A 19,191-nucleotide genomic window follows, 5' to 3' on the forward strand; every position below is an offset into this window, starting at 1 on the left:
GCCGATAAAGGTCCGCACGTCACGCTCTTGGAGGAGGCGTCCGCGACGAGGCAAATGGCGGCCAGGTGCGGCTATCGAGCGGTCTCCAGCGGCGCTGGCGGCATGCACGCCTGGCCGCTCCCGCAACCCGCGTACAATAGCGCCTTCCCCGCAGCGTCCCATCCTCCTTCATGTCTTTCGATTTCTTTGCCCCCTGCCCGCGCGGCCTCGAAGCCACGCTCGCCGCCGAACTGGCCGAAACCGCGCAACGGCGCCTGCCGCCCGGCGCACTTCAGGTCGGCGCCGAGGTGCCCGGCGGCGTGCATTTCCGCGGCAACTGGGCCGGCGGCATCGCCGCCAACCTCCATTCGCGCATTGCGAGCCGCGTGCTCATGAAGATCGCCCAGCGCCCGTACCGCAGCGAACAGGACATCTATGCGCTCGCGCGCGAGCAGCAGTGGGAGAAGTGGTTCTCGGCGAACGAGACGATCCGCATCGACATCACCGCGATCAAGTCGCCGCTGCGCAGCCTCGAATTCGCCACGTTGCGCGTGAAGGACGCGATCTGCGACCGCATGCGCGACAAGGCCGGTGCGCGTCCGAGTGTCGATACCGCCTATCCCGATGTGCGCGTCTTCGCCTTCCTCACGGCGAACGAATGCACGCTCTATCTCGACACCTCGGGCGAGCCGCTCTTCAAGCGCGGCTGGCGTCTGGACAAGGGCGCCGCCCCGCTCCGCGAGAACCTCGCCGCGGGCATCCTGCGCCTCACGGGCTGGACGCCCGGCACGCCGCTCTATGACCCGATGTGCGGCAGCGGCACCTTCCTCGCGGAAGCCGCGCAAGTCGCGCTCGACATCGCGCCGGGACTCGATCGCCGCTTCGGCTTCGAGTCGCTCAAGCAGGCCGACATGGCCGCCTGGCGGCACCTCAGGAGCGAGGCGAACACGGCGCGCAATCTCGCGCAGAGCAAGACCAGCGATCTGCTGATCTACGGCAGCGACATCTCCGATGTCATGCTGGAAAAGGCGCGTGCGAACTTCAAGCGCGCGGGCTTTGGCAGCGTGACGCTCAAGCAGCTCGACGCGCGCAACATGACGCCTCCCTCGGCTGCGCCCGGCATTCTCGTGGCGAATCCGCCGTACGGCGAGCGTATCGAGGTGCGCGGGCGCAACGCGCGCGGCGAGGCGCGCCCGACGGCGCGCGAGCTGCGCGGCGACGACGACGAAGGCTTTCGCCGCGCCAAGGACGAGGCGCCCGACGCCGAGTTCTTCCAGGCGCTCGGCGACGCGCTCAAGCAGCGCTTCACGGGCTGGCGCGCGTTCGTTCTCACGTCGGACCGCAAGCTGCCAGGCCAGCTGCGCCTGCGCGAAGCTGCCAAGACGCCGCTCTACAACGGCGCGCTCGAATGCCGCCTGTTCCGCTTCGACCTGATCGCGGGCAGCGTGCGCCAGCGTCCAGCGAACCCCGCCGCCAGCAGCGACGACGCCAGCTGACATTGGCAAACGCGCACGGCGGGTGGCCTTCCCACCCGCCGCCTCGACTCGCCCGTCACGGCGCGTCAAACCTACTGACAACACGCTGTCAGCAGCCCCCTGGCACACTGCTTCTACGCCATCCGGCGAGGCTGCCGCCGCCCGGCTGCCGCCATTCAACGTCCGCCGTTGTCTTCGAGGAGCTGCACCGTGTCTACCGATCTGTCCCGTGTGATCTCGTGGTTCGAAATTCCCGCGCACGACCTGGAGCGTGCCGCCCGTTTTTACGAAACCGCCTTCGACACCGCGCTGCAGCGCGAGGTGGTCGGCGGCGTGCCGATGGCGCTGTTCGCTCACACCGATACGGAAACCGGCGGCTGCATCGTGTTCAATCCGCATGACGCCAAGCCCGACCCGAAGGGCGTGCTCGTGTATCTGAACGCGCAGCCATCGGTCACCGCCGTGCTCGACCGTGTGCAAAAAGCCGGCGGCAAGCAGCAAGGGCCAGCGGTGGAGTTGCCGAACAATTACGGCTATATCGGCTTCTTCATCGATACCGAAGGCAACCGCGTCGGTCTGCACGCGCCGAAGCTCGGCTAAGCCGCGGCCGGGCGCCACGCGCGCCCGGCGCTATCATCTGTGCTTATCCCCGTCACCGCGCCCGCCTTCGCGACTGCCCTGCCATGACCCGCCGTGCCGACCGCCTTTTTCGCATCGCCGAACTGCTGCGCGGCCGGCGTCTCACCACGGCGCAGCAGCTCGCAGAATGGCTCGAAGTTTCGCCGCGCACGGTTTATCGCGACGTGCGCGACCTGCAGCTCTCGGGCGTGCCGATCGAGGGCGAGGCGGGCATTGGCTACCGGCTCGCGCGCACCGCGAGTCTGCCGCCGCTCACCTTCACCGCCGACGAACTCACCGCGCTCGCGGTGGGCGCGCGCATGGCCGAATCGTGGGGCGGCGCGGCGCTCGCGAGCGGCGCACGCGGCGCGCTGGCGAAGATCGCCGCCGCGATGCCCGCGGAAAAGCGCGCCGTGCTGGAACGGCTTGCCGTGTTCGCGCCCGCGTATCACATGGATCACGCGTTTTCGGACAAGCTCGACGCGCTGCATCGCGCCGTCGACACGCGGCTCGTCGTGCGCTTCGCGTACTGCGACCGCATCGGCGCGCATACGCAGCGGCGCATCTGGCCGCTCGGGCTCGTGTACTGGGGCGCGCAATGGACCGTGGGCGCCTGGTGCGAAATGCGCGAGGACTTCCGCAATTTCAACATCGCGCGCATGGAGAACGTGGAAGTGCTCGAGCAGTTTCCCGATGTGAGCGGGCGGCGCCTCGCCGACTATCTGCGCCGCGTGAATGCGCCTTCGCTCTGAGCGCTCAGCACAGCCGCAAATGAAAAAGGCGCACATCGCTGCGCGCCTTTCGCGTGGGTCTGATGCGAGCCGCGCTTACTCCACCGCCTTCACCATCTCCTCGATCACCTTCTTCGCGTCGCCGAACACCATCATGGTTTTATCCATGTAGAAGAGTTCGTTGTCGAGGCCCGCGTAGCCGGCCGCCATCGAGCGCTTGTTCACGATGATCGTGCGCGCCTTGTACGCCTCGATGATCGGCATGCCCGCGATCGGCGACTTCGGATCGTTCTTCGCCGCCGGGTTCACCACGTCGTTCGCGCCGAGCACCAGCACCACGTCGGTCTGGCCGAACTCGTTGTTGATGTCCTCCATTTCGAACACCATGTCGTACGGCACCTCGGCTTCCGCGAGCAGCACGTTCATGTGGCCCGGCATGCGGCCCGCCACCGGGTGAATCGCGTAACGCACGTCCACGCCCTTCTCCACGAGTTTGTCCGTGAGTTCTTTCAGCGCATGCTGCGCGCGTGCCACCGCAAGGCCATAACCGGGGACGATCACCACGCTCTCGGCGTTGCCGAGCATGAACGCGGCGTCGTCAGCCGAACCCGACTTCACCGGACGCTGCTCCTGCGCGCCGCCTGCCGCCGCCGCACCCGCCTCGCCGCCGAAGCCGCCCAGCAGCACGTTGAAGAACGAGCGGTTCATCGCGTGGCACATGATGTACGAGAGGATCGCGCCGGAAGAACCCACGAGCGACCCCGCGATGATCAGCATGGCGTTGTTCAGCGAGAAGCCGATGCCCGCCGCCGCCCAGCCCGAGTACGAGTTCAGCATCGACACGACCACGGGCATGTCAGCGCCGCCGATCGGGATGATGATGAGCACGCCCAGCGCGAACGCGATCAGCGTCATGATGATGAACGGCAGCCACGACTGCGTGAGGAAGAACAGGACGCCGAAGCCGATCATGCCGAGCGCGAGCATCAGGTTGATCAGATGCTGGCCCGGATAGACCACTGGCGCGCCCTGGAACAGGCGGAACTTGTACTTCCCGGAGAGCTTGCCGAAGGCGATCACGGAACCCGAGAAGGTGATCGCACCGACGAACGTACCGATAAAGAGTTCGATACGGTTGCCGTACGGCAGGAAGCCCGGATACGGCGCGTCTTCTGCAACCAGTCCGAACGCGGCCGGTTCGGAGACCACCGCATACGCGATGCACACCGCCGCCAGACCGATCAGCGAGTGCATGGCCGCGACGAGTTCGGGCATCTTCGTCATCTCGACGCGCGCGGCGACGTACGCTCCGAGGCCGCCGCCCACCACGAGCGCCGCGAACAACAGCGCAAGCCCCAGGCCGAGGTTCGAGCCGAACTGTGCGGACTCCTTCACGATCAGCGCAAGGGTCGTGAGAATGGCGATGGCCATACCGACCATGCCGAACACGTTGCCGGCGCGCGCGCTCTTCGGATTCGACAGCCCCTTGAGCGCCTGGATGAAGCAGACCGACGCCACCAGATAAAGCAGCGTAACGACGTTCATACTCACGAAGTTCAGCCCCATCATGCGCCCTCCTTGCTGCCAGGGGCGGAGAGCTTTTTCGGCTCCTTCTTGCGGAACATCTCCAGCATTCGCCGTGTGACGAGGAACCCGCCGAACACGTTCACGGCCGCGAGCAGCACGGCGAAGGTGCCGAAGAACTTGCCCGGTCCGCCGACGGTCAGGCCCGTGGCGAGCATCGCGCCGACGATCACGATTGCGGAAATCGCGTTGGTCACGGCCATGAGCGGCGTATGCAGCGCGGGCGTGACGTTCCAGACCACGTGATAGCCCACGTACACGGCCAGCACGAAGATGATCAGGTTGATGACGGTATGGTTGATGACTTCCATTCTTGTTCTCCTCCTCGTCATGCCTTGCGCGTGACCTGGCCGTCGCGGGCCAGCAGCGTGGCCGCGACGATGTCGTCCGCGAGATCGATGTTGAGCGTGGCTTCCTTCGTGACGATGAGCTTCAGGAAGTCGAGCAGGTTGCGCGCGTAGAGCGCGGAGGCGTCGGCGGCGACCATCGAGGCGAGGTTCGTGTAGCCGCAGATCTGCACGCCGTGGTGCGTCACCACCTTGTCGGCCTCCGTGAGCGGGCAGTTGCCGCCGCGTCGGCCGCTTGCCTCGTCCGCAACGGGACCGCGTCCTGCCGCGAGGTCGATCACCACCGACCCCGGCTTCATCGCCTGCACGGTTTCCGAAGGCAGCAGCGTCGGCGCGTCGCGGCCCGGAATCAGCGCGGTCGAGATAATGATGTCCGCCTGCTTCGCGCGCTCGTGCACCAGCGCCGACTGGCGCGAGAGCCACGACGGCGGCATGGGCCGGGCATAGCCGCCCACGCCGACGGCCGCTTCGCGCTCCTCATCGGTTTCGTAGGGCACGTCGAGGAATTTGCCGCCGAGCGACTCGATCTGCTCCTTCACGGCCGGGCGCACGTCCGAGGCCTCGATCACCGCGCCCAGGCGCCGCGCCGTGGCGATGGCCTGCAGGCCCGCCACGCCCGCGCCGAGAATCAGCACCCGCGCGGCTTTCACGGTGCCGGCGGCGGTCATGAGCATCGGCATGAAGCGCGGATAGAGGTTCGAGGCCACGAGCACCGCCTTGTACCCGGCGATGTTGGCCTGCGACGACAGCACGTCGAGGCTCTGCGCGCGCGTGGTACGCGGCGCGGCTTCGAGCGCGAAGGCCGTCACGCCAGCCTCGGCGAGTTTCGCGGCGTTTTCCGCATTAAAGGGATCGAGCATGCCGACCAGCACCGCGCCGCGCTTCATGAACGGCAATTCGCTGACGGTGGGCGACTGGACCTTGAGCACGAGATCCGCGCCAAAGGCCGTTGCCGCATCGGCGACCTGCGCGCCCACGGCCGTGTAGGCCTCGTCGGGATAGCTCGCGCCAGTGCCGGCGCCGGCCTGGATCGTGACCGTATGGCCCTGGGCGACGTATTTCTTGACTGTCTCCGGCGTCGCGGCCACGCGGGTTTCGTTCGCCCGCGTCTCTGCGGGCACTCCGATATGCATCGTTGTTTCCTCCTCGACCTTCTTGTTCTAGCTGTTCTGGCTCGAATCGAGCGAAGGGAGGCCGACAAACGGCGTTCAAGCGCCGGCATCCATTGCAACGGCAAACGACGGCACCACTTTAACCGAAAGCAGCGACGCCTTTGTAGCAGGAATTGCCCGTTTTTGTGCGATGCACACAACACGCCGTGTCGTCCGACCGGACGGTCGGCAGTGCCAGCCGAGCCGGGCAAGTGCCCTCTGGGGCCAGATCCGGCCCCGGGCAGCGTTCGCGCCGTCCCGGTAAAATACCGGCCCATGAATGAGGAAACCTGGGCACCCCACGTCACCGTGGCCGCGATCGTCGAGCGCGACGGGCGCTTTCTACTCGTCGAAGAGCACACGCCATCTGGACTGCGTCTGAACCAGCCCGCCGGCCATCTGGAAGCCGGCGAAACGCTGCACGAGGCCGTAGTGCGCGAAACGCTCGAGGAAACCGCACATGCGTTCACGCCCGAAGCGCTGGTCGGCGTGTATATGACGCACTTCGGCAAGCCCGGCGAGAGCGGCGCGACGTACGTGCGCTTCACGTACTGCGGCAGAGTCGCAGCCGAGGCGGAAGACCGCGCGCTCGACCCGGATATCGTCTGCACGGTGTGGATGAGCGTTGACGAGATGCGCGCGGCAAGCGAGCGCCATCGCACGCCGCTCGTGATGCGCTGTGTCGACGATTACCTCGCCGGCAAGCGCGTGCCGCTGGATTTCATCCAGACGCACGCGACGGCACCGAAGGCAGCACCCAGGATGAACTAAGGCAGCAACGAAATGAGCAAACGTAAGGTCGTAGTAGGCATGTCGGGCGGCGTCGATTCGTCGGTTACCGCATGGCTGCTCAAGGAGCAGGGATTCGACGTCGTCGGTCTCTTCATGAAGAACTGGGAAGACGACGACGACGGCGAGTACTGCTCGACGCGTCAGGACTGGATCGACGTGGTGTCGGTCGCGGACCTGATCGGCATCGACGTCGAGGCCGTGAACTTCGCCGCCGAATACAAGGACCGCGTGTTCGCGGAGTTCCTGCGCGAGTATTCCGCGGGGCGCACGCCGAACCCGGACGTGCTGTGCAACGCCGAGATCAAGTTCAAGGCCTTTCTCGACCACGCCATGTCGCTCGGCGCGGAAACGATCGCCACGGGCCACTACGCCCGCGTGCGCCAGAACGAGGGCAACGGAAGCTTCGAACTGCTGAAGGCGCTCGACCACACGAAAGATCAGTCGTACTTCCTGCATCGCCTGAACCAGGCGCAGCTTTCGAAGACGATGTTCCCGCTCGGCGAGATCCCCAAAACGAAGGTGCGCGAGATCGCCGAAAAGATCGGCCTGCCGAACGCGAAAAAGAAGGATTCCACAGGAATCTGCTTCATCGGCGAGCGGCCGTTCCGCGACTTCCTCAACCGCTATCTGCCGACCCAACCCGGCCCGATGATGACGCCCGACGGCAAGGTGGTCGGCGAGCATATCGGCCTCGCGTTCTACACGTTCGGGCAACGCAAGGGCATTGGCCTTGGCGGCAGCAAGGACGGCAGCGGCGATCCGTGGTTCGTGGCGGGCAAGGACATGGCCTCGAACACGCTCTACGTCGTGCAGGGCCACGATCATCCGTGGCTGCTCGCGCACGAGCTGCGCGCAGGCAACGTGAGCTGGGTGGCGGGCGAGCCGCCGGCGCAGGACCATGCATGCGGCGCGAAAACGCGCTATCGCCAGGCCGATGCGCCCTGCTCGTTCCATACCGCAGACGAATTCGGCGCGGGCCAGTTCACGCTGCGTTTTCCCGACGCGCAATGGGCCGTGACGCCCGGCCAGTCGGCGGTGCTCTACGACGGCGACGTTTGCCTGGGCGGCGGCATCATCGAGGCGGTAACGACACTCGCGCCGCACGTGCCCGCCGTGCTGCCGCCCGAAGCGCCGAAGAAAAGGAAGCGCGTCCCGCGCAAGAAGCCTGCTGCGGCGACGGCCGCGTGACGCAAGCTGCGTCAGGCAAAACGTAAGAAAACACCGCGCGGCGCCCTGGGCGCCGCGTTTTTTATCCGACTTTCGACGCCTCCCACAGGCCGCTCGAACGACACTGCCCGCTTGCCTGCCAGTTTCACGAACTTGCGGCATCATTCCCGCAAGCCGCGCCCAGCAATCGCGCGGCTCACGCGCGCCGCCCCTTCACAAGAGGAGAGCAGGCGCGCGCATTACATCAAGTTCGAGGAGTTCCCCCCAATGTTTTCCCGACGTTATCTCGCCATGTGGGGCGCGGTGCTGCTGCTCGCGGCCTGTGCCGCCGCTGCCGCGCTCCATCGCCTGTCGTGGTACTGCATGATCGTGCCCGCGCTGCTCGTCGCGCTCGGCCTCTACGACATGTTCCAGGAGCGCCACGCGATCCTGCGCAACTACCCGATCTGGGGTCATCTGCGCTTCCTGTTCGAGTTCGTGCGGCCCGAGATCCGCCAGTACTTCGTCGAGGACGACACCGACGAAAAGCCGTTCTCGCTCGCCCAGCGCAGCCTCGTCTACCAACGCGCGAAGAACGCTGTGGACAGCCGCCCGTACGGCACCGAACTCGACGTGAAGGCCGTGGGCCACGAGTGGATCAGCCATTCGCTCGCGCCGACGAAGCTCGCGGGCAGCGACTTCCGCGTGCTCGTGGGCGCCAACCGCGCGCAACCGTATTCGATGTCGATCTTCAACATCTCGGCGATGAGCTTCGGCGCGCTGTCCGCGAATGCCATCCGCGCGCTCAATATGGGCGCGAAGAAAGGCGGCTTCGCGCACGACACCGGCGAAGGCTCGATGTCGAAATATCACCGCGAAAATGGCGGCGACATCATCTGGGAGATCGCCTCGGGCTACTTCGGCTGCCGCAACGACGACGGCACCTTCAGCGCCGAAAAATTCCAGCGCCTCGCGAACGAGCCGCAGGTGAAGATGATCGAGGTGAAGCTCTCGCAAGGCGCGAAGCCTGGCCACGGCGGCATGCTGCTCGCGGCCAAGGTCACGCCCGAGATCGCCGAAACCCGCGGCATTCCCATCGGCAAGGATTGCGTCTCGCCGGCGCGCCATTCGGAGTTCTCCACGCCGCGCGGCCTGCTCGAATTCATCGAGCGCCTGCGCAAGCTCTCGGGCGGCAAACCCACGGGCTTCAAGCTGTGCATCGGCCATCCGTGGGAGTTTTTCGGCATCGCCAAGGCGATGCTGGAAACCGGCATCCTGCCCGACTTCATTGTCGTGGACGGCGCGGAAGGCGGCACGGGCGCAGCGCCGCTCGAGTTCACCGATCACATCGGCACGCCCCTGCAGGAAGGGCTGCTTCTCGTGCACAACACGCTCGTGGGCATCGGCCTGCGCGACAAGATCAGGATCGGTGCGAGCGGCAAGATCATCACGGCGTTCGATATCGCGCGCACGCTCGCAATCGGCGCGGACTGGGTGAACTCGGCGCGCGGCTTCATGTTCGCCGTGGGCTGCATCCAGGCGCAGAAGTGCCACTCGGACCGCTGCCCCACCGGCGTCGCCACGCAAGACCCCGTGCGCCAGCGCGCGCTGAACGTGCCGGACAAGGGCGAGCGCGTCTTCAACTTCCACCACAACACGCTGCACGCGCTGCAGGAGCTGATTCAGGCCGCGGGTCTCGCGAGCCCATCGGATCTGCGCGCGCATCACATCGTGCGGCGCGTGTCGTCGTATGAAGTGAAGCTGATGTCGGAACTGCTCAAGTACCTGAAGCCCGGCGATCTGCTCGAAGGCCGCTATCGCTATCAGCTGTACGAGAAGTGGTGGCCGGTTGCACGCAGCGATTCGTTCGCGCCGGCCGAGGAAAAGATCGTCTGAGGAAGGCGATCCGCGGCTTGAACGAAAACGCCCGACGGCACACCATGCCGTCGGGCGTTTTGTTTAAGTCACGTCAGTTGCAGATGGACTGGACGTCAGCCTTGCGGCACCGTGTCGACGAACGATTGACGCTGCGAAAGCTTCTCGAAGTGGCGCGCGAGATTCGGATGCGCCTCGCGCCAGTTCAGCTCCGGCATGCGGAAGTCGAGATAGCCGAGTGCGCAGCCCACGGCAATATCCGCGATCGTGTAGCGGTTGCCCGCGCACCAAGGGTTGCCGTCGAGCCCCTTGGCCATCGCGGCGAGGCTCTCGTGGATCTTGCGCTCCTGGCGCTTCACCCACGCCTCGTTGCGCTGTTCCGGCGTGCGTTGCGTGCCTTCGAGGCGGATCAGCACGGTGGCGTCGAGCATGCCATCGGCGAGCGCCTCCCAGCAACGCACTTCAATGCGCTCACGTCCTGCGGGCGGAATGAGCTTGGCCACGGGCGAGAGCATGTCGACGTACTCGCAGATCACGCGCGAGTCGAACACGGCCTCGCCGTCATCCATCACGAGACACGGAACCTTGCCGAGCGGGTTGAAATCGTGAATCGCCGTTTCCTCGCCCCACACGTTTTCGAGCACCAGCTTGTAGTCGATTTTCTTTTCGGCGAGCGTGATCCGCGCCTTGCGGACATACGGGCTGCCGAGCGAACCGATAAGTTTCATACCACCTGCCTTTTCTGGAATCCGGCCGAAGTATACGTTGGATTCGTAATTTGCTGACGCGCCGTCTGTTGCAGTGCAGGATTTTTCCTACAAATGATGTCAGCAAGAGACAACACCCGGCCATAGCGGCGCGCGGGTGGGGTCACCGCGAGCCAGCGCGCGCCTTTGTAGCCAGCGCTACAATCTCACGATGGACTCGACCCTCAAGCAAAGCGCCCCGGCCGCCTCGAGCGAAGCCCAACCTGCGGCCAGCGTGGCCGACGCAGCCGACATGCAGCGCGGCCCCGACGGCGGCGCGGCGCTCTATCGCGCGCGCCGCGAACGTGTGCTTGCAGCGCTGCGTGCGCAGGGCGGCGGTGTCGCGCTCGTGCCGACCGCGCCCGAAGCGCTGCGCAATCGCGACGCGGACTATCCGTATCGGCACGACAGCTACTTCTACTACCTCACCGGCTTCACCGAGCCCGAGGCGCTGCTCGTGCTCGACGCGAACGCGGGCGAGAACCAGCCCGCCGCCATTCTGTTCTGCCGCGCGAAGAACGTTGAGCGCGAAACGTGGGAAGGCTTTCGCTTCGGTCCGGACGCCGCGCGCGAAGCGTTTGGCTTCGACGCCGCGTTTCCTGCCGACGAACTCGATGCGCGTATCCCGCAGTTCATCGCCAACCGTCCGGCGCTGCACTACGCGCTCGCGGCCTCCGATCGCTTCGACGCGCAGGTGAAGCGCTGGATCGACGCGGTGCGCGCGCAGGGGCGCAGCGGCGTCACGGCGCCGGCCGCCGCGTACGACCTGCTGCCGCTGCTCGACGACATGCGCGTGATCAAGGATGCGCACGAACTCGACACGATGCGCCGCGCCGCAAAAATTTCGGCGCTCGCGCACGTTCGCGCGATGCAGACATGCCGGCCCGGCATGCGCGAGTACGAGATCGAGGCGGAGTTGCTCTACACGTTCCGCAAGCACGGCGCGCAGGCGCCCGCCTACGGCTCGATCGTCGCGGCAGGCGCGAACGCGTGCGTGCTGCACTACCCAGCGGGCAACGCGGTGGCGCGCGAAGGCGACCTCGTGCTGATGGACGCCGCGTGCGAGTTGAACGGCTATGCCTCGGACATCACCCGCACCTTCCCCGCGAGCGGCCGCTTCACGAGCGCGCAACGCGAGCTGTACGACATCGTCCTCGCCGCGCAGCAGGCCGCGATCGACGCCACGCGCGCCGGCGTGAATTTCGAGGCGCCGCATGACGCCGCGGTGCGCGTACTCGCGCAGGGGCTGCTCGATACCGGCATCATCGACCGGCAGCGCTTTGCGAGCGTCGACGACGTGATTACCGAGCGCGCCTACGCGCGCTTCTATATGCATCGCACCGGGCACTGGCTCGGCATGGATGTGCACGACGCGGGCGATTACAGGGAACGCGGCGTTGCGGCAAGCACCGAAAAGCCCGACGCCCCGCCGCCGTGGCGCACGCTGCGCGCCGGCATGACGCTCACGATCGAGCCGGGTCTCTACATCCGCGCGGCCGAGGACGTGCCCGAGCGCTACTGGGACATCGGCATCCGCATCGAGGACGACGCCATCGTCACCGAAACGGGCTGCGAGCTGATCACGCGCGGCGTGCCCGTTGCCGCCGATGAAATCGAAGCGCTCATGCAGGGCGCGCAACGCGGCGCCTGACGCAGACGGAAACGCAGACGCGAAGATTCCACACGAAGCGAAGCAAACGACATGAACGCAGTTTCCGGCAGCGCGAACGACACTCCCACCGGCGCGAACGCGCCCGCTCAATTCGACCACGATGTGACGATCGTCGGCGCGGGGCCGGTAGGTCTCGCGCTCGCAGGTTGGCTCGCGCGGCGCAGCGCCACGCAAGGGCTCTCGATTGCGCTGATCGACGCGCGCGAACCCGAGGACAGCGCCGGCGATCCGCGCGCCATCGCCGTTTCGCAGGGCAGCCGCACGCTGCTCGAAGCGCTCGCGTGGCCGCACGACGCGACGCCCATCGAGCGCATCCATGTTTCGCAGCGCGGCCATTTCGGGCGCACGCTGATCGACCGCCACGATTACGACTTGCCCGCGCTCGGCTACGTAGCGCGCTACGGCGCGATCGTTCAGGCGCTTGCGCAGGCCGTGCGCGGCACGCGGGTGCACTGGCTGCATCACACTCAGGCGCACGATCCCGTCGTGGAGAACGACGGCGTGACGCTGCCGGTCGTGAGCGCGGGCGTCGAGCGCCATCTGCGCACGCGCATCCTCGTGAACGCCGAGGGCGGCCTGTATCGCACGCCGCCGCCACGCGACGCGCAAGACGATGCAGAAGAGGCCGACGAAGCCGATGCCAAGGCCGCACTGCCGGCCGCCGAAACCAAACGGACGCGCGACTACGGGCAAACGGCGCTGGTCGGCGTGGTGACGCTAGCTGCCCCGCAACCGCACGTCGCGTGGGAGCGCTTCACGAGCGAAGGCCCGATCGCGCTCCTGCCGATGGGCGGCGTGCGCGGCGCGGATTACGCGCTGGTGTGGTGCTGCTCCCCGGCGCAGGCCGAGCGCCGCGCGCAGCTTTCGGACGCCGATTTCCTCGCCGAACTCGGCGTGGCGTTCGGGGCGCGCATGGGCCGCTTCACGCATGTTCACGGCCGCGCGGCCTTTGCGCTCGGCCTGAACGCGCTCGACGCCCTCGTTTGCGGCCACGGCCGCATCGCGGCGGTCGGCAATGCGGCCCAAACACTGCATCCCGTGGCGGGCCAGGGTCTCAATCTCGGTCTGCGCGACGCCCACGCGCTCGCCGATTCGCTCGCGCAGCACGGTGCCACGCCGCGCGCACTCGCCGAGTTCGCCGGCCGTCGCGCGTTCGACCGCCGCATGACGATCGGCGCGACGGATACGCTCGCCCGCTTGTTCACCGTCGATTTCGGCCCGCTCGCCACGCTGCGCGGGCTCGCGCTCACGGCGCTCGAATTCGCGCCGCCCGTGAAGACGGCGCTCGCGCGGCAGATGATGTTCGGGCAGCGGCGTTGAGGCGAACTAAGGGTCGCATCGCTTTTTCTTTGAGCGCGGCAACTCCGCTCCGGGACAAGACCAGGGTCCGCGCAGCGCGACCTCGCATCCCGCTTACGCTAAAATATGCGTTTCCCCTTTTTCAAGTTCACGCCGATCGCCGCGCCGGCCGGATTGCCATCCGGGTCGCGGTACCGGCCTCGCCCGCGCGTCATGTTCACTATCGGCCGTCACACCTTGCGTAACAACCTGTTCGTCGCCCCCATGGCGGGTGTCACGGACAGGCCGTTCCGCCAGCTGTGCAAGCGCCTCGGCGCGGGCTATGCGGTCTCCGAAATGGTCGCGTCCAACGCGCAGCTCTGGAAGAGCGAAAAGACCATGCGCCGCGCCAATCACGCGGGCGAAGTGGAACCCATTTCGGTGCAGATCGCCGGGGCCGATCCGGAAATGATGGCCGAAGCCGCGCGCTACAACGTCGCGAACGGCGCGCAGATCATCGACATCAACATGGGCTGCCCGGCCAAGAAGGTCTGCAACGTCGCGGCCGGCTCGGCGCTCTTGCAGAACGAGCCGCTCGTCGCGCGCATCGTCAAGGCCGTGGTCGACGCCGTGGGCGTGGGTCCCGACGCCGTGCCCGTCACGCTCAAGATCCGCACGGGTTGGGACCGCGACAACCGCAACGCACTTACCATCGCGCGCATTGCCGAAGAAAGCGGCATTGCCATGCTCACCGTGCATGGCCGCACGCGCGCCGATCTCTATCACGGTGAAGCGGAGTACGAAACGATTGCCGCGGTGAAGGCCGCCGCGCGCATTCCGGTGGTCGCGAACGGCGACATTACGTCGCCGCAAAAGGCGCGCGAGGTCCTCGCACTCACGGGCGCCGACGCCATCATGATCGGCCGCGCGGCGCAGGGGCGCCCGTGGCTGTTCCGCGAAATCGAGCATTTCCTGGCGACGGGCGAGCAGCTGCCGGCCCCGCGCGTAGACGAAATCCAGTCGATCATGAACGAGCATCTGGAGGACCACTACGCTTTTTACGGTGAATTTACGGGCGTGCGTACTGCGCGCAAGCATATCGGCTGGTACACTCGCGGCCTTTGCGGCGCCAATACGTTCCGGCACCGCATGAATACGCTGGACACCACGCGCGAGCAGCTCGTCGCCGTCAATCAGTTCTTCGACGAACAGAAGGCGCGCTCCGAGCGCCTCGTCTACGTCGACGACGAGAACAACGACAGCGACGGCAGCGACGAATCAACCGATCGACTGGCAGCATGAGCAAGCACAACATCGAACAATCCGTCCGCGAGAGCCTTGGCATCTACTTCCAGGACCTCGACGGCAGCAATCCGCACGACGTCTACGAAATGGTGATGGCGTGCGTCGAAAAACCGATGCTCGAGGTGGTGCTCGAGCAGGCAGGCGGCAATCAGTCGCTCGCCGCCGAGTATCTCGGCATCAACCGCAACACGCTGCGCAAGAAGCTCCAGCAGCACGGCCTGCTGTAACGCCGCTGCGTTTTTCTGGACCTTCGGCGCAGCCCCCTCGATCTCTCGGCAATCTACCTCGTTACCCATCATGATCAGGCAAGCGCTCATCTCCGTTTCCGATAAGGCCGGCATCGTCGACTTCGCGAAGTCGCTGTCGGACCTCGGCGTCAAGATCCTCTCGACCGGCGGCACCGCGAAACTGCTCGCGGACGCGGGCCTTTCCGTCACCGAAGTGGCCGACTACACCGGCTTCCCGGAAATGCTCGATGGGCGCGTGAAAACGCTGCACCCGAAGGTGCACGGCGGCATCCTCGCGCGCCGCGACCTGCCCGAGCACATGGCCGCGCTCGAAAAGCACGACATCCCGACGATCGACCTGCTCGTCGTGAACCTCTACCCGTTCGTCCAGACGATCTCGAAGGAAGAGTGCTCGCTCGAAGACGCAATCGAGAACATCGATATCGGCGGCCCGACCATGCTGCGCTCGGCGGCGAAGAACCATCGCGACGTGACCGTGGTGGTCGACCCGGCCGACTACGCGAGAGTGCTGGAAGAAATGCGCGCGAACGGCAACAGCGTGAGCTATGCCACGAACTTCCGCCTCGCGACCAAGGTGTTCTCGCACACGGCGCAATACGACGGCGCGATCACGAATTACCTCACGAGCCTCACCGAAGCGCTCGAGCACAAGTCGCGCAACACCTACCCGGCCGTGCTGAACCTCGCGTTCGATAAGGTCCAGGACCTGCGCTACGGCGAAAACCCGCACCAGAGCGCCGCGTTCTACCGCGACCTCACGACGCCCGCCGGCGCGCTCGCGAACTACACGCAACTGCAGGGCAAGGAACTGTCGTACAACAACATCGCCGACTCGGACGCGGCATGGGAATGCGTGAAGACGTTCGATGCCCCGGCGTGCGTGATCATCAAGCACGCGAATCCGTGCGGCGTGGCGATCGGCGCGAACGCGCTCGAAGCCTACTCGAAGGCGTTCCAGACCGACCCGACCTCGGCGTTCGGCGGCATCATCGCGTTCAACCGCGAAGTGGACGAAGCTGCGGCGCAGGCTGTCGCCAAGCAGTTCGTCGAAGTGCTGATCGCGCCGTCGTTCTCGGAAGCCGCGAAGGCCGTGTTCGCCGCGAAGCAGAACGTGCGTCTGCTCGAGATCGCGTTGGGCGACGGCCATAACGCATTCGATCTGAAGCGCGTGGGCGGCGGCCTGCTCGTGCAATCGCTCGACGCGAAGAACGTGCAGCCGCACGAACTGCGCGTGGTGACGAAGCGCCACCCGACGCCGAAGGAAATGGACGACCTGCTGTTCGCATGGCGCGTCGCGAAGTTCGTGAAGTCGAACGCCATCGTGTTCTGCGCGAACGGCATGACGATGGGCGTCGGCGCGGGCCAGATGAGCCGCGTGGACTCGGCGCGCATCGCCAGCATCAAGGCCGAAAACGCGGGCCTCAAGCTCGCGGGCACGGCAGTCGCCTCGGACGCGTTCTTCCCGTTCCGCGACGGCCTCGACGTGGTGGTGAACGCGGGCGCGACCTGCGTGATCCAGCCGGGCGGTTCCATGCGCGACGACGAAGTGATCGCCGCCGCCGACGAGCACAACATCGCGATGGTGATGACGGGCATCCGCCACTTCCGTCACTGATCTTCGCCGCACTGGTTGCGTGCGGCGCGTCACCTGCACGTGACGCGTCGCTTGTGCAAAGCCCGCCGGACTTGCGTCTCGCGGGCTTTTTCTTTGCGCGGCGCGCCTCGTTCGCCCGCGCCTTCAAGGCTCGCGGCATCTGTGCCGTTCGTTGTACCATCGCAGGCACATCCGTCTTCCCCGCATTTCATGAGAATTCTCGGCATCGACCCCGGCTTGCGCGTCACCGGCTTCGGCGTGATCGAACGTCACGGCCATCAGCTCACGTACGTCGCAAGCGGCGTCATCCGCACCGCCGATGCAGATCTGCCCACGCGCCTCGGCACCATCTTCGAGGGCGTTTCCACGCTGATCCGCCAGCACGCGCCCGACCAGGCCGCAATCGAAAAGGTCTTCGTCAACGTCAATCCGCAGTCGACCCTGCTGCTTGGGCAAGCGCGCGGCGCGGCCATCTGCGGGCTGGTGTCGGGCGGCGTACCGGTGGCCGAGTACACCGCGCTGCAGCTCAAGCAGGCCGTGGTGGGCTACGGACGCGCGACCAAGGAACAGATGCAGCAGATGGTCGTGCGCCTGCTCGCCCTCACCGGCACGCCCGGCACCGACGCCGCCGACGCGCTCGGCATGGCGATCTGCCACGCGCACGGCGGCGACGCCCTCGCCACGCTCGGCGGGCTCGCGCCTGCGCTCGCGAAAAAGGGCATGCGGGTACGCCGCGGACGGTTGATCGGCTGAATACGTGGCCGATGCGCCTGGCCGGGCGGCGAACGTTCGGGCCGCGCGCTCCGGACTGCCCTGCCCTCCGCTACACTCTTGAGCTTTCCCTCATCACAGAACCCGCCATGATCGGTCGCATTGCCGGCGTATTGCTGGAAAAGAACCCGCCGCACCTGCTCATCGACTGCAACGGCGTCGGCTACGAAGTCGACGTGCCGATGAGCACGTTCTACAACCTGCCCGGCACCGGCGAGAAAATCGTGTTGCTCACGCAGATGATCGTGCGCGAAGACGCGCATCTGCTCTTCGGCTTCGGCTCGCAGGAGGAGCGCTCGACGTTTCGCGAGCTGCTCAAGATCAGCGGCATCGGTGCACGCATGGCGCTCGCCGTGCTTTCCGGCATGAGCGTGAATGACCTCGCGCAGGCGGTCACGCAGCAGGACGCGGCGCGTCTCACGCGCGTGCCCGGCATCGGCAAGAAAACGGCCGAGCGCCTGCTGCTCGAACTCAAGGGCAAGCTCGGCGCGGACCTCGGCGCAATGGCCGCCGCCGCTTCGCCTTCCGACCACGCGAACGACATCCTCAACGCGCTGCTCGCGCTCGGCTATTCGGAGAAGGAAGGGCTCGCCGCGATCAAGAACGTGCCCGCCGGCACCGGCGTTTCGGAAGGCATCAAGCTCGCGCTCAAGGCGCTCTCCAAGGCCTGATCGCCCTCGCGCACGCTCGAGGCTGGCTGTTAGTTGCGGTGCCATCGTGATGCCCGGGGCGGCCCCGCCGCCGCAGAGTCTGCGCGGTACAATCGCTGCATGATCGAAACCGACAAACTCGCCGCCAACCACGCCGGCGCCGACCGCGTGATCGCCGCCACGCCCGCCTCGACTCACGAGGAAGCGTTCGAACGCGCGTTGCGCCCGCGCCAGCTCGACGAATATGTCGGCCAGGAAAAGGTGCGCGGCCAGCTGGAGATCTTCATCGAGGCTGCGAAGCGCCGGTCCGAACCGCTCGACCACGTGCTGTTGTTCGGCCCGCCGGGCCTCGGCAAGACCACGCTCGCGCACATCATCGCGCGCGAAATGGGGGTCAATCTGCGGCAGACGTCGGGCCCCGTGCTGGAGCGCGCGGGCGATCTCGCGGCGCTGCTCACCAACCTCGAAGCCAACGACGTGCTCTTCATCGACGAAATTCACCGGCTCTCGCCGGTCGTCGAGGAAATCCTGTATCCGGCGCTCGAGGACTACCAGATCGACATCATGATCGGCGAAGGACCGGCCGCGCGCAGCGTGAAGCTCGACCTCCAGCCGTTCACGCTGGTGGGCGCGACCACGCGCGCGGGGATGCTCACGAACCCGCTGCGCGACCGCTTCGGCATCGTCTCGCGCCTCGAGTTCTACAACGCCAGCGAGCTTTCGCGCATCGTGCAGCGCTCGGCTTCGCTGCTCGGCGCGCAGATCCACCCGGACGGCGCGCTCGAAATCGCACGCCGCTCGCGCGGCACGCCGCGTATCGCCAACCGCCTGCTGCGCCGCGTGCGCGACTACGCGGAGGTGAAGGCCGACGGCGCGATCACCGCGAAGGTCGCCGACGCTGCGCTGCGCATGCTCGACGTCGATCCCGTGGGCTTCGACCTGATGGACCGCAAGCTGCTCGAAGCCATCCTGCACAAGTTCGACGGCGGTCCGGTAGGCGTGGACAACCTTGCCGCCGCCATCGGCGAGGAACGCGACACGATCGAGGACGTGCTCGAACCGTATCTGATCCAGCAAGGCTATCTGCAGCGCACGCCGCGCGGGCGCGTAGCCACGCAACTGAGCTACCGCCACTTCGGCCTCACGGTGCCGGACGACGCGTCGGCGGGCGGCGACTGGGAACCGGACGCGTCGTAGGGCGCGCAAGCCCCAACGCAGCGCGAGCGAGA

The 19,191-nt window shown here is 66.6% G+C and carries 17 protein-coding genes and 1 pseudogene; 14 read left to right on the plus strand and 4 right to left on the minus strand.

The features are described 5' to 3' along the window. Positions 1 to 170: 170 nt before the first annotated feature. The 3 genes and pseudogenes from AB3X98_RS11800 to AB3X98_RS11810 form a co-directional block, all read left to right on the plus strand. Entirely contained in the window at positions 171 to 1,475 is a 1,305-nt protein-coding gene (locus tag AB3X98_RS11800; protein ID WP_368605666.1) for a class I SAM-dependent RNA methyltransferase, read from the plus strand. Positions 1,476 to 1,664: 189 nt separating this feature from the next. After that, positions 1,665 to 2,054: a VOC family protein gene (locus tag AB3X98_RS11805; RefSeq protein ID WP_028201975.1), complete on the plus strand. Its 390-nt coding sequence runs from the start codon at positions 1,665 to 1,667 to the stop codon at positions 2,052 to 2,054. Between the two features lie 77 nt (positions 2,055 to 2,131). Continuing rightward, positions 2,132 to 2,824 (plus strand): annotated as a pseudogene (locus tag AB3X98_RS11810) (helix-turn-helix transcriptional regulator); the annotation flags it as partial. Between the two features lie 75 nt (positions 2,825 to 2,899). On the opposite strand, the gene AB3X98_RS11815 reads toward AB3X98_RS11810, so the two are convergent. Genes AB3X98_RS11815 through AB3X98_RS11825 form a run of 3 tightly spaced genes read right to left on the minus strand, consistent with a single transcriptional unit; the run spans position 2,900 to position 5,867 of the window. Further along, positions 2,900 to 4,354 carry an NAD(P)(+) transhydrogenase (Re/Si-specific) subunit beta gene (locus AB3X98_RS11815; protein ID WP_368605699.1) on the minus strand — a complete coding sequence of 485 codons (1,455 nt, stop codon included), beginning with the start codon at positions 4,352 to 4,354 and terminating at the stop codon, positions 2,900 to 2,902. Positions 4,355 to 4,368: 14 nt separating this feature from the next. Next, positions 4,369 to 4,698 carry an NAD(P) transhydrogenase subunit alpha gene (locus AB3X98_RS11820; RefSeq protein WP_028201972.1) on the minus strand — a complete coding sequence of 110 codons (330 nt, stop codon included), beginning with the start codon at positions 4,696 to 4,698 and terminating at the stop codon, positions 4,369 to 4,371. 17 nt (positions 4,699 to 4,715) lie between these two features. Beyond that, on the minus strand, positions 4,716 to 5,867 hold the full coding sequence (locus AB3X98_RS11825) for a Re/Si-specific NAD(P)(+) transhydrogenase subunit alpha (protein ID WP_368605667.1): 1,152 nt from the start codon (positions 5,865 to 5,867) through the stop codon (positions 4,716 to 4,718). Positions 5,868 to 6,161: 294 nt separating this feature from the next. Between AB3X98_RS11825 and AB3X98_RS11830 the strand changes: the two genes are divergently transcribed. From AB3X98_RS11830 to AB3X98_RS11840, 3 genes are all read left to right on the plus strand, one after another. Then, positions 6,162 to 6,656 carry an NUDIX hydrolase gene (locus tag AB3X98_RS11830; protein ID WP_368605668.1) on the plus strand — a complete coding sequence of 165 codons (495 nt, stop codon included), beginning with the start codon at positions 6,162 to 6,164 and terminating at the stop codon, positions 6,654 to 6,656. Positions 6,657 to 6,668: 12 nt separating this feature from the next. Next, positions 6,669 to 7,865, plus strand: a complete 1,197-nt coding sequence (gene mnmA, locus AB3X98_RS11835) for a tRNA 2-thiouridine(34) synthase MnmA (RefSeq protein ID WP_368605669.1) — start codon at positions 6,669 to 6,671, stop codon at positions 7,863 to 7,865. Positions 7,866 to 8,111: 246 nt separating this feature from the next. Further along, complete coding sequence (locus AB3X98_RS11840) at positions 8,112 to 9,719, plus strand: FMN-binding glutamate synthase family protein (protein WP_069268451.1); 1,608 nt, start codon at positions 8,112 to 8,114, stop codon at positions 9,717 to 9,719. Positions 9,720 to 9,814: 95 nt separating this feature from the next. On the opposite strand, the gene AB3X98_RS11845 is transcribed toward AB3X98_RS11840, so the two are convergent. After that, the gene (locus AB3X98_RS11845; protein ID WP_069268450.1) at positions 9,815 to 10,426 is read right to left on the minus strand and encodes a glutathione S-transferase C-terminal domain-containing protein; all 612 of its coding nucleotides are present in this window, start codon (positions 10,424 to 10,426) and stop codon (positions 9,815 to 9,817) included. A 271-nt stretch (positions 10,427 to 10,697) separates the two neighbouring features. Between AB3X98_RS11845 and AB3X98_RS11850 the strand changes: the two genes are divergently transcribed. The 8 genes from AB3X98_RS11850 (at position 10,698) to ruvB (ending at position 19,159) form a co-directional block, all read left to right on the plus strand. Continuing rightward, entirely contained in the window at positions 10,698 to 12,095 is a 1,398-nt protein-coding gene (locus tag AB3X98_RS11850) for an aminopeptidase P N-terminal domain-containing protein (protein WP_368605700.1), read from the plus strand. Between the two features lie 51 nt (positions 12,096 to 12,146). Beyond that, positions 12,147 to 13,436, plus strand: a complete 1,290-nt coding sequence (locus AB3X98_RS11855) for a UbiH/UbiF/VisC/COQ6 family ubiquinone biosynthesis hydroxylase (protein WP_069268449.1) — start codon at positions 12,147 to 12,149, stop codon at positions 13,434 to 13,436. Positions 13,437 to 13,628: 192 nt separating this feature from the next. Next, positions 13,629 to 14,696 carry a tRNA dihydrouridine synthase DusB gene (dusB, locus tag AB3X98_RS11860; protein WP_342947656.1) on the plus strand — a complete coding sequence of 356 codons (1,068 nt, stop codon included), beginning with the start codon at positions 13,629 to 13,631 and terminating at the stop codon, positions 14,694 to 14,696. After that, the gene (locus tag AB3X98_RS11865) at positions 14,693 to 14,926 is read left to right on the plus strand and encodes a Fis family transcriptional regulator (protein ID WP_028216158.1); all 234 of its coding nucleotides are present in this window, start codon (positions 14,693 to 14,695) and stop codon (positions 14,924 to 14,926) included. The genes dusB and AB3X98_RS11865 overlap by 4 nt, the downstream gene beginning before the upstream one ends. A 70-nt stretch (positions 14,927 to 14,996) precedes the next feature. Then, the gene (gene purH / locus AB3X98_RS11870) at positions 14,997 to 16,562 is read left to right on the plus strand and encodes a bifunctional phosphoribosylaminoimidazolecarboxamide formyltransferase/IMP cyclohydrolase (protein WP_368605670.1); all 1,566 of its coding nucleotides are present in this window, start codon (positions 14,997 to 14,999) and stop codon (positions 16,560 to 16,562) included. Between the two features lie 189 nt (positions 16,563 to 16,751). Next, entirely contained in the window at positions 16,752 to 17,294 is a 543-nt protein-coding gene (ruvC, locus tag AB3X98_RS11875; RefSeq protein WP_028201962.1) for a crossover junction endodeoxyribonuclease RuvC, read from the plus strand. Between the two features lie 107 nt (positions 17,295 to 17,401). Further along, a complete protein-coding gene (ruvA, locus tag AB3X98_RS11880) occupies positions 17,402 to 17,983 on the plus strand; it encodes a Holliday junction branch migration protein RuvA (RefSeq protein WP_342952371.1) in 582 nt (193 codons plus the stop codon). Positions 17,984 to 18,082: 99 nt separating this feature from the next. Continuing rightward, complete coding sequence (ruvB, locus tag AB3X98_RS11885) at positions 18,083 to 19,159, plus strand: Holliday junction branch migration DNA helicase RuvB (RefSeq protein ID WP_069268446.1); 1,077 nt, start codon at positions 18,083 to 18,085, stop codon at positions 19,157 to 19,159. The last annotated feature ends 32 nt before the right edge of the window (positions 19,160 to 19,191 follow it).

This window comes from Paraburkholderia sp. BR14312, assembly GCF_040948675.1.
GTDB lineage: Bacteria > Pseudomonadota > Gammaproteobacteria > Burkholderiales > Burkholderiaceae > Paraburkholderia > Paraburkholderia nodosa_A.

Coding starts and splice junctions, on each gene's coding strand:
- AB3X98_RS11800 (WP_368605666.1), top strand. CDS start 171: ATGTCTTTCGATTTCTTTGCCCCCTGCCCGCGCGGCCTCGAAGCCACG.
- AB3X98_RS11820 (WP_028201972.1), bottom strand. CDS start 4,698: ATGGAAGTCATCAACCATACCGTCATCAACCTGATCATCTTCGTGCTG.
- AB3X98_RS11825 (WP_368605667.1), bottom strand. CDS start 5,867: ATGCATATCGGAGTGCCCGCAGAGACGCGGGCGAACGAAACCCGCGTG.
- AB3X98_RS11830 (WP_368605668.1), top strand. CDS start 6,162: ATGAATGAGGAAACCTGGGCACCCCACGTCACCGTGGCCGCGATCGTC.
- mnmA (WP_368605669.1), top strand. CDS start 6,669: ATGAGCAAACGTAAGGTCGTAGTAGGCATGTCGGGCGGCGTCGATTCG.
- AB3X98_RS11840 (WP_069268451.1), top strand. CDS start 8,112: ATGTTTTCCCGACGTTATCTCGCCATGTGGGGCGCGGTGCTGCTGCTC.
- AB3X98_RS11845 (WP_069268450.1), bottom strand. CDS start 10,426: ATGAAACTTATCGGTTCGCTCGGCAGCCCGTATGTCCGCAAGGCGCGG.
- AB3X98_RS11850 (WP_368605700.1), top strand. CDS start 10,698: ATGCAGCGCGGCCCCGACGGCGGCGCGGCGCTCTATCGCGCGCGCCGC.
- AB3X98_RS11855 (WP_069268449.1), top strand. CDS start 12,147: ATGAACGCAGTTTCCGGCAGCGCGAACGACACTCCCACCGGCGCGAAC.
- dusB (WP_342947656.1), top strand. CDS start 13,629: ATGTTCACTATCGGCCGTCACACCTTGCGTAACAACCTGTTCGTCGCC.
- AB3X98_RS11865 (WP_028216158.1), top strand. CDS start 14,693: ATGAGCAAGCACAACATCGAACAATCCGTCCGCGAGAGCCTTGGCATC.
- purH (WP_368605670.1), top strand. CDS start 14,997: ATGATCAGGCAAGCGCTCATCTCCGTTTCCGATAAGGCCGGCATCGTC.
- ruvC (WP_028201962.1), top strand. CDS start 16,752: ATGAGAATTCTCGGCATCGACCCCGGCTTGCGCGTCACCGGCTTCGGC.
- ruvA (WP_342952371.1), top strand. CDS start 17,402: ATGATCGGTCGCATTGCCGGCGTATTGCTGGAAAAGAACCCGCCGCAC.
- ruvB (WP_069268446.1), top strand. CDS start 18,083: ATGATCGAAACCGACAAACTCGCCGCCAACCACGCCGGCGCCGACCGC.